At 30.3% G+C, this 14,263-nt stretch carries 13 protein-coding genes and 1 tRNA gene; 6 read left to right on the top strand and 8 right to left on the bottom strand.

The window, feature by feature from the left end; all coding sequences use genetic code 11:
* Positions 1–221 precede the first annotated feature (221 nt).
* Entirely contained in the window at positions 222–1,259 is a 1,038-nt protein-coding gene (locus ATE90_RS02760; protein WP_036788032.1) for a glutaminyl-peptide cyclotransferase, read from the top strand.
* 44 nt (positions 1,260–1,303) lie between these two features.
* On the top strand, positions 1,304–2,812 hold the full coding sequence (locus ATE90_RS02755; RefSeq protein ID WP_036783680.1) for a hypothetical protein: 1,509 nt from the start codon (positions 1,304–1,306) through the stop codon (positions 2,810–2,812).
* 308 nt (positions 2,813–3,120) lie between these two features.
* On the opposite strand, the gene ATE90_RS02750 is transcribed toward ATE90_RS02755, so the two are convergent.
* Entirely contained in the window at positions 3,121–4,395 is a 1,275-nt protein-coding gene (locus tag ATE90_RS02750) for a metal-dependent hydrolase family protein (protein WP_091954851.1), read from the bottom strand.
* A gap of 68 nt (positions 4,396–4,463) precedes the next feature.
* Here ATE90_RS02750 and ATE90_RS02745 point away from each other — a divergent pair, with 68 nt between their 5' ends.
* Both ATE90_RS02745 and ATE90_RS02740 read left to right on the top strand, forming a co-directional pair.
* Complete coding sequence (locus ATE90_RS02745; RefSeq protein ID WP_036783676.1) at positions 4,464–5,144, top strand: SDR family NAD(P)-dependent oxidoreductase; 681 nt, start codon at positions 4,464–4,466, stop codon at positions 5,142–5,144.
* A gap of 5 nt (positions 5,145–5,149) precedes the next feature.
* A complete protein-coding gene (locus ATE90_RS02740) occupies positions 5,150–5,743 on the top strand; it encodes a SprT-like domain-containing protein (RefSeq protein ID WP_036783675.1) in 594 nt (197 codons plus the stop codon).
* A 43-nt stretch (positions 5,744–5,786) separates the two neighbouring features.
* Here ATE90_RS02740 and ATE90_RS02735 read toward each other — a convergent pair whose 3' ends face one another.
* From ATE90_RS02735 to ATE90_RS02715, 5 genes are all read right to left on the bottom strand, one after another.
* Entirely contained in the window at positions 5,787–7,250 is a 1,464-nt protein-coding gene (locus ATE90_RS02735) for a DUF389 domain-containing protein (RefSeq protein ID WP_036783673.1), read from the bottom strand.
* 48 nt (positions 7,251–7,298) lie between these two features.
* Positions 7,299–7,814 (bottom strand): CIA30 family protein, encoded by a 516-nt coding sequence (locus ATE90_RS02730; protein WP_254712292.1) that lies wholly within the window; start codon positions 7,812–7,814, stop codon positions 7,299–7,301.
* Positions 7,815–7,935: 121 nt separating this feature from the next.
* Positions 7,936–8,008 (bottom strand) — tRNA-Lys (locus tag ATE90_RS02725).
* A 60-nt stretch (positions 8,009–8,068) separates the two neighbouring features.
* Complete coding sequence (locus ATE90_RS02720; RefSeq protein WP_036783670.1) at positions 8,069–8,836, bottom strand: ABC transporter ATP-binding protein; 768 nt, start codon at positions 8,834–8,836, stop codon at positions 8,069–8,071.
* Positions 8,837–9,577: an MlaE family ABC transporter permease gene (locus ATE90_RS02715; protein ID WP_036783668.1), complete on the bottom strand. Its 741-nt coding sequence runs from the start codon at positions 9,575–9,577 to the stop codon at positions 8,837–8,839.
* A gap of 111 nt (positions 9,578–9,688) precedes the next feature.
* Between ATE90_RS02715 and pafA the strand changes: the two genes are divergently transcribed.
* Entirely contained in the window at positions 9,689–11,326 is a 1,638-nt protein-coding gene (gene pafA, locus ATE90_RS02710; protein WP_036783666.1) for an alkaline phosphatase PafA, read from the top strand.
* 102 nt (positions 11,327–11,428) lie between these two features.
* Here the strand turns inward: pafA and ATE90_RS02705 are convergent, their stop codons facing one another.
* A complete protein-coding gene (locus ATE90_RS02705) occupies positions 11,429–12,103 on the bottom strand; it encodes a PrsW family intramembrane metalloprotease (protein WP_036783664.1) in 675 nt (224 codons plus the stop codon).
* A gap of 45 nt (positions 12,104–12,148) precedes the next feature.
* Positions 12,149–13,084, bottom strand: a complete 936-nt coding sequence (ctlX, locus tag ATE90_RS02700; protein ID WP_036783661.1) for a citrulline utilization hydrolase CtlX — start codon at positions 13,082–13,084, stop codon at positions 12,149–12,151.
* A gap of 242 nt (positions 13,085–13,326) precedes the next feature.
* Between ctlX and ATE90_RS02695 the strand changes: the two genes are divergently transcribed.
* Positions 13,327–14,262: a fasciclin domain-containing protein gene (locus tag ATE90_RS02695; RefSeq protein ID WP_036783659.1), complete on the top strand. Its 936-nt coding sequence runs from the start codon at positions 13,327–13,329 to the stop codon at positions 14,260–14,262.
* Position 14,263: the final 1 nt, after the last annotated feature.

Here is a 14,263-nt window from a genome sequence, read left to right as displayed (position 1 = left end):
CGTCAGAAGTAAATTTGGTAAGTATTTACTTAAGTCTATAAATAGCTTTATATTACTATTTAGAGGATGCAAATTTAACCTTATTTTTTAATTTACAAATAAAAATTTGTGTTTATTTGATCTTTCAAAGAATTTAAATGAAATTCCGATTAACTTTACCATTAGAAGCAGTTAATATATCTCATTTTTATATCTTTAAACCAAAATACAAAACATATATAATGAAGAAAATTGCTGTTCTTATTTCCTTTTTTGCCACCTTCTCTTTTACCTCTTGTAATGACGATTATAAATTTACTTTAGACGTCACAAAAAAAACAACGTTAAACTCTTTAGTTACGATTACTTTAAAAGAAAAGAATAATAAACCTTTAGACGAAGTTCAGTTTTTTATAAATGGAAAAGAAATTTCTGCCAACGGGAATTCAGTTACTATAAACACTGCTCAATTAGGTGTTGGAAAACATGCTGTTTCTGCCCTGGCTTTTTACCCTGGAAAAACAAAAAAGGAAAATAACTCTTTTGAAGTTTTGGCTGACAAGGCTCCTGCAATTTATAGCTACGAAATTATAAATTCATTTCCTCACGACAAAAAAGCATATACACAAGGTTTAGAGTATCATAAGGGTTTCCTGTATGAAACTACAGGCAGAAAAGGACAATCTACACTCCGAAAAGTAGAAATTAAAACAGGTAAGGTTTTAAAGAAAATTAACTTAGACAAAAAATATTTTGGTGAAGGAATGACCATTTTAAACAACAAAATTTATTGGCTAACTTGGCAAGCTAAAAAAGGTTTTGTGTATGATTTGGAAACTTTTAAACAAGATAAAGAGTTTACCTACAATAAAAGTCAAGAGGGCTGGGGCTTGACGAATAATGGTACTGAGCTTATAAAGTCTGATGGTTCGAACAAAATTTGGTTTTTAGATCCAGAAACGCTTTCAGAAAAAAAATCTATTCAAGTATACACAAACAAGTATGCACTTGATAATTTAAATGAACTGGAATTAATTGAAGATAAAATTTATGCAAATAAATATCAACAAAACGTAATTGTAATCATTGATATAAAAACAGGTGTTGTTTTAGGTGTTGCAAACTTATCTAATTTAAAAAAGGAAATGGAAAAAACTCAAAAGTTAGTTCCTGAAGATGAAGTTTTAAATGGAATTGCCTTTGATAAAGAAAACAACAGACTTTTTGTTACAGGTAAAAATTGGGCGAAACTTTTTGAAATCAAATTGATTAAAAAATAATAAACCAATCATTTTAAAGTTCTATTTTTATACAAAATTGATTTATGCGTTATTTTATTACTTTTCTTATTTGTGTTGCCTTAATTTCTGTGAGTTCTTGTAGAAAAGATTTCTCTACTATTCCTAATTTTGGGAGTTTAGAGTTTTCTAAAGACACTATTTTTTTAGATACGATTTTCTCAAATATTGGTTCTGGAACTTATAACCTAAAGGTATATAACAGAGGAAATAAATCGATTACAATTCCGGAAATTGCACTCGAAAAAGGGACTTCGTCTAACTATAGATTAAATGTTGATGGAATTGCAGGTAAGGCATTTAATGACATAGACATTTTAGCACAAGACAGCATTTTTGTATTTATTGAAACTACCATCAACGCAAGTAACGTTGCAAATCCTTTATACACAGATAGAATTTTATTTGATACTGGCTCCAATCAACAAGATGTCGATTTGGTAACTTTAGTCCAAGACGCTAATTTTATTTATCCTGGTAAAGATCCAATTACCATGAAAATTGATAGCTTAACCATTGATGGACAAGCAACAAATATTAAAGGTCGATTTTTAACTGATACTGAGCTTACTATTACGAATTCAAAACCAACAGTTATTTATGGTTATGCAGCAGTACCCAGTAACAGGACGTTAACTATTGAAGCCGGAGCAAGAATCTATTTTCATAATAATTCTGGATTAATTATTGATGACAAAGCCACCTTTAAAGTAAATGGGACATTAACTGAAAAAGTTGTTTTTCAAGGTGATAGATTAGAAAATAATTTTAGTCAAATTCCAGGGCAATGGGGCACAATTTGGATGCGCGCAGGAAGTAAAGACAATGAAATTTATCACGCACAAATTAAAAACGGAATTATTGGAATTCTAATAGATAGTTTAGGTTCTGCTTCTACACCAACTTTAAAATTGCAAAACTCAGAAATTTACAATCATTCAAACTTTGGAATTCTTGCTAGAGAAACAAATATTGAAGCTCATAATGTAGTTATTGGCTCTGCAGGTGAAGCTTCTTTAGCGGCAACGATTGGAGGAACTTATAATTTTACACATAGTACTTTTGCTAATTTTTGGAATAATGGAATTAGACAATTACCAGCAGTTTTGGTAAATAATTTTTTTACTTATGAAGATGAAAATGGACAAGAAACTATTGAAACTAGAGACTTAGTTGCTGCTAATTTTACCAATTGTATATTCGATGGAAATAATAACATCGAGTTTGTCCTCGACAAAGCCGATGGTGGAGGAGTTTTTAATTACAACATTAGTAATTGCATGATCCAGTTTAATGATACAAATAACTCTTTTAATGACAATAATGAATTAGATTTCACAAACTCTCTTTATCAAAATATTATCTTAAATGGAAATTCACATTTTAAAGATTCTCAAAATGAAGATTTTATTATTGGGCAAGATTCTGATGCAATTAACAAAGCAAAAGTAACACTTTTTTCAACCGATATTTTAGGAATTGACAGAACTATAAGTCCGGATATTGGAGCATACCAGCACATTACCTTTGACTAGAATTGAACTACCATTTCTGAGAAAATAGGAAAACCCATAAAAAACATTAATCTTTTATTCTAAAATATTAGGCTTTAGGTAATCATTTCAGATTTAGAGAGAAAGTCAACAGATTGCTATTATAATAAACTTTCCAAGATTATATCCCAGTAAAATCATATAAACAAGAGCAGCGAGGAAACAAGTTTACTTTCATTTATTAAAATTTTAATTTTCCAAAACAATAAATAAATAAGTCCTATTAATAACACGTCATTGCTTTATACTAGACTTAAATTAATGCAATTGTCAGTTACAGATCTGCATAATTACTTTTTATAAATAACTCCGTTTTTCATAACAAATACAACATTTTCCATTGTAGAAATATTCTTTGTAGGATCTTCATTAACGGCAATAATATCAGCAAAAAAACCTTTTTTAACTTGTCCTATTTCATTCTCCATTTGTAACAACATCGCATTTGTAATTGTCGCCGATTGAATAGCTTCCATTTCAGGCATTCCTGCTTCAACCATAAATGCAAATTCTTTTCCGTTATCTCCATGAGGATAGACTCCTGCATCCGTTCCGAAAGCAATTTTAACTCCTTTTTTATATGCTTTTTCAAAAGTACCTTGAATTTGCGGCCCAACAGCCAGAGCCTTAGGCACTACAATTGCAGGATAAAATCCATCAATTTTTGCTTTCTCTGCAACCTCTTTACCTGCCGTAATTGTAGGTACTAAATATGCATCGTACTTTTTCATGAGTTCCATTGTTTCATCACTCATATGTGTACCGTGCTCTATGGTTTTTACTCCACCAATAATAGCACGTTGCATACCTTCATCCCCATGAGCATGGGCTGCTACGTGCATTCCATAATCTTTAGCAGTTTGGCAAATTTCTTTAACTTCTTCTATGGTAAATTGCGGATTATCTCCAGATTTCGCTACACTTAAAACACCCCCAGTTGCGGTAATTTTAATCCAATCAGCTCCATTTTTATATCGCTGTCTTACAGCTTTTTTAGCATCTTCTAAAGAATTAACAACACCCTCTTTTGGCCCAGGATCTCCAATAAATTTTCTACTACTGCCGTTTGTAGGATCTGCATGACCTCCGGTAGTTGCTAAAGATTTTCCAGCCGTAAAAACTCTTGGACCTGGAATTATACCCGCTTTAATTGCCTTTTTTAAAGATATATTTACACCTGTACCACCTAAATCTCGAACAGAAGTAAAACCATTTAATAAGGTTATTTGTGCATAACCAACTGACTTAAAAGCGATATCTGCCTCATTTAAAATATAGTTGTTAATTCTTGTTTTTCCATCATATTCTTGTTCTATATGCACATGCATATCTATTAAACCAGCCATTACAACTTTGTCTCTCAAGTCAATTGAAATGCCTGATTTTGGCATAACATACCCATCCAAGACATCGATTATTTTGTTTTCTTGAACAACAATGGTCTTTTTTGTATTGATTTTTCCCGATTTTGTATCAATCAATTTTCCGCATAAAATATACGTAGTTTGTGCTGTTATATTTTGCATAAAAATAAATGCAATAAAAAGTAGAACTATTTTTTTCATTTGTTTGATTTTAATTCTTAAATGTATGAAAAATTAAGTAGATTGCTTCTTCAAAATTTTAAATTTAAATGAAGAACGTTGTTATTACAGGAACAAGTAGAGGAATTGGTTTTGAGTTAGCAAAAATGTTTGCCAACAACGGACATCGTGTTTTAGCAATCTCTAGAAATATAAAGCCTATATCAGCAATAAACCATAAAAATATCTCCATGATTTCCGTTGATATTTCGAAAGGTTCTGATGTTGAAAAAGTAACGGAGTTCATCAAAAATAACTGGAAACAAGTTGATATTTTAATCAATAATGCAGGAAAACTAATTAACAAACCTTTTACTGAATTAACTTCTGATGATTTTCTAGAAGTCTATAAAGTAAATGTTTTTGGGGTTGCTGAATTGACGAAAAATTTAATTCCATTTTTACAAAAAAGAAGTCATGTTGTAACCATAAGTTCTATGGGAGGCATACAAGGAAGTATGAAATTCCCTGGTTTAGCAGCATACTCATCTGCAAAAGGAGCAGTTATAACCCTATCTGAATTATTAGCCGAAGAATACAAAGAACATCAAATTGCATTTAATGTTTTAGCTCTTGGAGCTGTCCAAACAGAAATGTTAGCTGAAGCTTTTCCTGATTACAAAGCACCGCTCTCCGCTAAAGAAATGGCGAATTATATCTATGATTTTTCTTTAACTGGAAATACGTTTTATAATGGTAAAGTTTTGCAAGTATCATCTACAACTCCCTAATTTTTTTGAGTACAGATTATAAAAACTTCGTTCCAGTAAAGGCAATTCCCTTTGTTCAATTTTTAATTGATGAACATTCGTTTGATTTAATAATCGTGAATCAAAGACAAACAAAACACGGTGATTTCAGAAAACTTCCAGATGGTAGATTTCAAATTACGGTCAATAACAATCTTAACAAATATCAATTTTTATTGACTTTGGTACATGAAATTGCACACCATGTTACGCATCAGAAATTTGGAAGAGCGCAACCTCATGGCAAAGAATGGAAAATGGTATTTCAGCATCTAATGTTACCTTTTTTAAGACCTGAAATTTATCCAACAAAAATATTACCTTTTTTAGCTACATACTTAAAAAACCCAAAAGCGAGCACAGATTCTGATGTAAACCTATCCTTAGTTTTAAAAGGGAATGAAGCAGAAAAAGGGAAAAATTTTATTTTTGAAATAAATTCTGGGAGCTTATTTGAATTTAAAAACATCATTTACAGAAGAGGAAATAAACGAAGAACAAGATTTGAATGTTTAAATATGAATAACCAAAAAGTGTATTTATTCAATCAGAATGTAGAGGTAAAACAATATAATTTCTAAATAATTAGAAGTTAAAAAAGCATTCTTTTGAATGCTTTTTTTTTTATTTTTCTCTCTTAATAAAAAGCGTATCTAATTCCATTTCTTTTTGAAGCCAAGCTCTTAGTTCTGTTTCTTTTGGATTGATAATACTATCAGGTAATTTTAAATTCCATTTAATCGTTGCAACAGGAATTGTATCTATCTTAATAAAATCTTTTGATGATAAAACATTAGCAAAACCAATGGCTTCAATATCTACGTATCTAATTTTTGCATCCTTAGCAATTCTACTAAATGCAATTACTTTTTGATTTTTATTCAAAGCATCTTGCTCAATTCTTGTATTTAGTGTAGAAATTGTTTCTTGCAAAGCTGCTATTTGTTTTTGCAAACCATTAATAATATTTTTGCTCTCTTGCAACTCCTCCCTATTTTCTTTATACGCTATTGTAATTAATTCAAAACTTTTTGTATCACTCCCTTTTATCTCTAACTTAAAATCTTTTAAATTATTATAAGAAACATTACTATTTATTTCATTGCTCAAGTCATTATAGGTAGCATCTGTTATTTCATTAAAAAAATTAAGTTTCAACGTTTTTCTTTCAAGGTCTCTCTCGTAATCTATAAGAGTTAAGGAAGGATTGTTTTTAATTTCAGTTTTAATAAAAATTTCTATCTGGTTATTAATTCTACTTTTATTAAATACATTAATAAAGGTAAATATTGCAGGTATCATTACGGCTAAGCCTACAATAGAGGCTATGGTTGCATACTGTTTTCTTTTCGCAGCATTTGCATATTTATACATTGGAAAACTTAACAATTTTAAGACTATAAAAGCTGCTAAAGCAATAAAAATAGTATTAATCGTAAATAAATACATGGCTCCGAAAAAGTAAGAAAAATTACCTTTTGCTAATCCGTAACCAGCAGTGCAAAGCGGTGGCATTAAAGCTGTAGCAATTGCTACACCAAAAATTACGGAAGCTACAGTACCTTTTTTAGTTCTTGCAACCATTAATGCTAATCCACCAAAGAAAGCAATTAGTACATCTCTAATATCCGGACTTACACGTCCTAATAATTCAGAAGTATCTTCACTTAAAGGAAAGAAATAAAAGAACATAAAGGAGGCAAATAAACTTAACCCAATCATGGTCCCCAAATTCACCAGGGACTTTTTAAAAGTATTAATATCATTTAAGGCAAAAGACATTCCGATACCCAAAATAGGCCCCATTAAAGGCGATATGAGCATGGCTCCAATTACGACTGCAGTTGAGTTTGCATTTAACCCTATTGACGCCACAAATATTGCAAAAATTAAAATCCAAGCAGTCGCTCCTTTAAATGAAATATCAGCTTTAATAGCCTCTATTGTGGCTTCATGATCTGTATCATCTCTAAAATCTAAAAGCTCTTTTAAGTATTTTTTGATACTTACCAACAAGCCTTTAGCATCACTTTTTACTTCATTTTTAGACTGCTCTGCAGCCATTTCCTTAACTTTATCTTCCTCCATACTTACTGTTCAAAAACTTTTTAAAGATACAAAAAGCGATTTAACTATTTATTCAAGATAAATTTTATCAATTTCAATCTTAAAAGATTCATTCCTTTTGTTTCCAATAAGAAAAGCTATTTCTTCAATAATACTTGATGAAAATTTTGACATCTCTAATTTTCGACCTCTAAATCCCGGGTACATTTCAGACAAATTAATTTCAATTAATTGCCAATTTTTGTTTGTTGAAAAGGAACTTATGTAGGAATAAAAATTGCGATAATTATCTTTAACTCTAAATTGATAATCTTTACCGTCTCCTTTAATTTTTAGAATAATTTTTGAATAATTAGAAATCTCTTTTTTATTAAATCTGAATCTTAAAGAAGAAAAGCCACCATTATTTTCTAATGAAACTTCACCAAAATAAACACCGTTTCCATTTTCATTCAATTTAAAGTTACCTTCCGACTCTCCTCCCATAACAACGTCATCAACAACCCGCCATGCAGAAATATCCGAATTAGAATTAAAATCAAAAATTAATTCTTTTGAATCACTCATTAGACTTGATATTATCATAAAAAATATTATTTTATTCATCTCTAGCAACGTTAGCTACCAAAAATATTATTTTCAAAACAAAATAATGTTACAAAAAACAAAAAACTCTGCAAAATTGCAGAGTTTTCTTACTTCTATGTGACCGGGCTGGGGCTCGAACCCAGGACCCTCTCCTTAAAAGGGAGATGCTCTACCAACTGAGCTACCAGGTCTTTTTTCCTTTTAAGCGGCTGCAAATATATATATTATATTCTTTTAAACAAACCTATTTTTCATTTTGTTTTATTTAAATATGCTTCTCTTACTTTTTTAAATAAATTGGAAGAGTATACGAAATTAACAACCGCCTCATTATCAGTTCTAAATATCTCATCACTAGTCCCCTCCCAGGCTTTTACCCCATTCTTTAAAAAAAGAATCTTTTCTCCTATTTCCATCACCGAATTCATATCATGTGTATTAATTACTGTAATAATATTATACTCATCAGTAATTTCTTGAATTAAGTTATCAATTACGGTGGCCGTTTGTGGATCTAAACCAGAGTTAGGCTCATCACAAAATAAATATTTCGGATTCATAACAATGGCCCTTGCGATGGCAACTCTTTTCTGCATTCCTCCTGATAATTCTGCTGGCAACTTTTTATTTGAATTCTCTAAATTTACTCTATTTAATACGAAGTTTACTCTTTCTAACATTTCTGATTGGGATTGATTTGTAAACATTTTCAGAGGAAACATTACATTTTCTTCTACTGTTTGCGAATCAAATAATGCACTCCCTTGAAAAACCATTCCAATTTCTTGTCTCCATTGTCTTCTCTCTGCATTCGTAAACTGAGTGTTTATCCTACCATCAAAAGAGATCGTTCCTTGCTCAGGGATGTGTAATCCAATTAACGTTTTTAAAAAAACTGTTTTTCCTGAACCACTTTGCCCAATAATAAGACTTGTTTTTCCCGGATGAAATGTTGTTGTAATTCCTTTTAAAACTTTAACATCACCAAAACCTTTATGTAAATTTTTTACTTCTATCATTTAAGTTAGTAACATTTGAGTTAAAAAATAATTAGCAAGTACAATTAAAATAATAGTCCAAACTACAGCCTTTGTACTGGCTTTACCAACTGCAATAGATCCTCCTTTTACATAATATCCATGGTAAGATGGAACTGTGGCAATTAAAAATGCAAAAACCAATGTTTTAATCATTGCATAGGTAATTAAAAAAGGATTAAAAGTAGTTTGAACTCCTGTAATATAATCTGTTCCTGTAAATAAACCTGATAAAACGCCTGTAACCCATCCTCCAAAAACACCCAAAATCATGGCCAAAATAATTAAAAAAGGATAGAAAAAAACAGTTGAAATAACTTTTGGAAGCACTAAATAATTTAATGAATTGATACCCATAACCTCTAAAGCGTCAATTTGCTCTGTTACGCGCATTGCACCAATACTGGATGTAATATAAGAACCTACTTTTCCAGCCAAAATAATTGAACAAAATGTAGGCGCAAACTCCAAAATAATAGATCGTTTCGCAGCAAAACCTATTAATGATTTTGGTATAAATGGACTTTCTAAATTTAGTGCCGTTTGCAATGCTATAACTCCTCCTATAAAAAAGGAGATAAATATAATAATCCCTAAAGATTTTAAGCCTAATTCCTCAATCTCTTTCATTAGAGATTCGTAAAAGATCCTAGTTTTTTGAGGTTTTTTAAAAACCTGAACCAACATTAAAAAGTATTTACCTATATGCTCTATGTAATTCATAGATTTAATTTTATGCTAAAGTATTAAATTTACATGAATAGAATGTAAAATTAGACCGATCAAAATAAAAATTAATTACTTTTGATATTATATTATAAATATTGATTTTTCATGAAAAACATCATCTTTTTTCTCTTAATTTTTAGTGTATTTTTTACTGGATGCAAACTTAAAGAATCCAAACAACAAGAACCAAAACTTATTGTTGGTATTGTTATAGATCAAATGCGATATGATTATTTAACCAGATTTTCTGATAGATATTCTGAAAACGGATTTAAGAGATTATTAAAAAACGGATTTTCTATCGAAAATGCATACTACAATCTTATACCTACGTATACAGCAGTTGGGCATGCCTCTATTTATACGGGAACAACACCAGACAATCATGGTATAATTTCCAATAATTGGTACGATAAATTCTTAAAAAAGACTATTTACTGTGTTGATGATGATATCTATAGAACTGTTGGAAACAATAGTGATGCAGGCAAAAAATCACCTTCTAGAATGTATACAACAACAGTAACAGATCAATTACATTTGGCACAAAACATGAATGGTAAAACCATAGGAATTGCCATCAAAGATAGATCTGCAATTTTACCTGCAGGTCATACAGCAAATGCTGCTTATTGGTTTCATGGTAAACAAAAGGGACAATGGATTTCTTCTAATTTCTATATGGAAAATTTACCAAACTGGGTAACAGACTTTAACAACTCTGACAAAGCAAACAACTATTTAAAAACTCCTTGGAATACACTTTACAACATAAATACCTACACCAACAGCATTATCGATAACAACCTTTTTGAAGGAAAATTTAAAGGAGAAACAGCAACTTCATTTCCTCATGATATTCCTAATTTAAAAGTAACAAATGGAAACTTCGATATTTTAAAAGGAATTCCTGCTGGTAATTCATTTACAGCAGACTTCGCCAAGGCCGCTATTCTTGGAGAAAATTTAGGTAAAAGTGAATTTACTGATTTTTTAGCCGTAAGCTTTTCATCTACGGATTATATAGGTCATCAATTTGGACCTGCATCAAAAGAAATTGAAGACACTTATCTTCGCTTAGACAAAGATATAGCTGATTTATTATCATTTTTAGATAAACAAATTGGAAAAAATAAATATACTGTCTTTTTAACTGCAGATCACGCTGCTGTTGATGTACCTGCGTATTTACAATCTTTAAAAATACCTGCACATTATTTTGATATTCAAAAATTTAAACAATCTGCTTTAGAAATCACTAAAAAATATTTTAACTCTATTGAATTGATTGAAAATATTTCAAACTATCAAATTTTTCTAAACAAACAGAAAATTGAATCTTTAGGTTTGGACAAAAACAAAGTCGCCGATAAATTAGTTGAAGAAATTCTAAATTTTGAAGGAATTTACAAGGCTGTAACGGCTAGAACATTGCAAACAACTAGATTTTTTGATGGAATTATGAATTCTTTACAAAATGGTTACAATCAAAAAATTTCTGGTGACGTAATGATGATTCCTTATCCTGCCACCTTAATAAGAGGAAGAACAGGAACTTCACATGGTTCTGGTTATTCTTATGACACTCATATCCCGTTGATTTTTTATGGAAATGGCATCAAAAAAGGTGTGTCAAAAAGCAAATATGAGATAATTGATATTGCACCAACGATTGCGAATTTATTGCGAATTGAAGCTCCTAATTCATCTACTGGGAAGATTATTACTGAAGCTCTAAAATAATTAATTATGAATTTTAAATCTTGGAATTTATTTTTGACTACAGAGTTACAATAACCATTTTAAAGAAAAATTTATGGGTTTGATACTTTAGATAAAAAAATATCATATTTTAAAATTAGAATCTTTTTGATGTTTTTTAATCGCTTTTCTAGACAACACAGTTCCTATTATTAAAGAAAGTATTGCGCCTATTAATGTTCCGGGAACAAAGTTGATAAACAAAAAGAAATTATAAAATCCATGAAAAATTGTTGCGCCTAATAAACCTAATAAATTTAACTGTATTCTATTTTTAGAAAACTTAGCTTTCCCCATAAAATAACCCATTAAAATTCCAAAAGTTGCATGAGCAGGAACCGCTGTGAATGCTCTTGTAATTCCTGTAGACACTCCATATTGTAAAATATACAAAACGTTTTCTAGTGCAGCAAAACCCATAGAAACAGTTAAGGCATAAACAATTCCATCAAAAGGTTCATTAAATTCCTTATTCTTTTGAGCATAATATTTTACAATGACATATTTAGAAAACTCTTCAACTAAAGCAACTACAACAAATGCCTTTATAAATTGCTGAAAAACACTTTTTTCATCGGTTAAAGGATAAATTGAATTGAATAATACTCCTAAAATTAAAGTAATTATGATGCTCCCAAATGCACCTAAGAAAAAATTTTTTATTAAAAATGAAATCGGTTCTTTTTCAATTTTATCTTTGAGATAAATAAAAATGACAAAGATCATTGCTGGTGCAATTGCTAATAAAAGAAAGTCCATTTTCTAAAAATATGAGCTATAAAATTATGTTTTCAAGAATAAAACCTACATTTTAGGTAAAAAAACTTCAGCCATCATACAACGTGCACTTCCTCCTCCGCAAGTTTCAATAGTTGCTAAAGAGCTAGAAATTATTTTACAATGTTTATTTATTTGAGATTTCTGAGTTGGAGTTAAACAATCAAAAGCGGCTTGGCTCATCACTAAAAAGCGTTCATTATTTTTTCCATGAACTTGCAACATATTTCCTGCAAAGTTATTTACTTGCTCTTCAGTAATATCTATTACTTGTTTCTTGTCTTCCTTTAAATGTTTTAATACGTTCTTACGTTCTTTTTTGTCATCTATAGAAGATAGACAAACTATTGCAAATGTTTCTGCAACACACATCATTACGTTTGTATGATAGATTGCTTCTCTTTTATTATTTACAGTTTGATTTGCAGTGAAAACAACTGGTGTATATTCAAAATCTTCACAAAATTCTATAAACAATTCTTCTTCTGCTCTTGGAGAAATTGCACAGTATGCTTTTTTATTTTCTCTGTCCAAAATCATGCTTCCTGTTCCTTCTAAAAATATTTGTTCATCTTCAGCAGAAGTATAATCAACAATATTCTCTATTAAATAACCTTGCTTTTCTAAGGTTTCTAAAACATCTTCTCTGCGCTCTAAACGTCTATTTTCTGCAAACATTGGATAAATTGCTACCGTTCCATCTCCATGAAAGGACACCCAATTGTTAGGAAAAAGAGAGTCTGGTGTATCAAACTCATTCGAATCGGACACTACAATTACTTCAACACCAAAACCTCTTAATTTATCAACATAACTATCAAACTCATTTTGTGCTTTGGAGTTTATGGTTGCTGGCAATAAATCTTTAAATGTTTTCTGATAATAATTATTTACAGCAGTTTGTTCATTCATCCTAAAATTGATAGGACGAACCATAAGTATTGTATTTGTAGTTTGTTGCATTAATTTTTAGTTTATTCGCAAAATTATACTTTTTTTATGATATAATTTTTGCTAAATCAACAAATTATTCTGTTTTTTTAAAAAAATTTATACTTGAAATCCTTCTCAGTTCATTCACGCTATTTAAAATTTTATTTTTTTTGTTTAACTTATTTTATAAAACATTTAACAAAAAATATTTATCTGGCTTTTGAACAAATCTTAATTTTACATCGTTATTAACACTAAAAAATTCAATAATTATGAAAAATTTATCAAAATTCCTTTGCCTAATGTTTTTTACTACTCTTTTATCATCTTGTAATGATGATAATGATGTAATGATTGAAACAAACACAATAGTAGATGTTGCTATAAATAACAATTTAACGAGCTTAGTTGCTGCTGTAACCAGAGCAGATTTAGCAACTACCTTATCAGGTAGTGGTCCTTTCACAGTATTTGCACCTACAAATGCAGCTTTTCAAAATTTATTAGACTCTAACTCAAGTTGGAGTTCCTTAGATGACATTCCAGTTGAAACTTTAAGATCAGTTCTATTATTCCATGTATTAAGTGGAAGCGTAAAATCAACTGATTTGTCAGATACTTATGTGCCTACCTTGTCGACAGGGCCTAATGATGAAAGTTTATCATTGCAAGTGCAAGTTACTGACGGAATAGCATTTAATGGAGATGCTGCGCCAGTAGTTGTTGATGTTGAAGCAAGTAACGGTACCGTGCATGTAATTGATAAAGTAATGTTACCACCCAACGTTGTAGCTTTAGCTTTAAACAATGAAGTATTTACAAGTTTGGTTGCTGCCTTAACAGACATTAGACATACAACTGATTTTATTGCAACTTTATCTGGAAATGGTCCATTTACAATATTTGCACCAACCAACGATGCTTTTCAAGCATTATTAGATTCTAACTCAGATTGGAATTCATTAGCTGATGTTCCAATTACTACTTTAGAAGCTGTTCTTTTATATCATGTTGTTAATGGAGTCAATGTCCAGTCCGACCAATTAACCAATGGAGATGTTGATACTCTTGGAGGCACCATAACAATTGATTTAACGTCTGGGGCGCAAATAAAAACAACGAGCGAGCAAACTGTAAATATTATATTAGTTGACGTTCAAGGATCTAATGGAGTAGTTCATGCGATTGATACCGTTTTAATACCGTAAT

Origin of the sequence: Polaribacter sp. Hel1_33_96, assembly GCF_002846595.1 — a bacterium.
In the GTDB taxonomy this organism is placed as follows: Bacteria; Bacteroidota; Bacteroidia; order Flavobacteriales; family Flavobacteriaceae; genus Polaribacter.
This window is presented reverse-complemented; position numbering and strand designations above follow the sequence as displayed.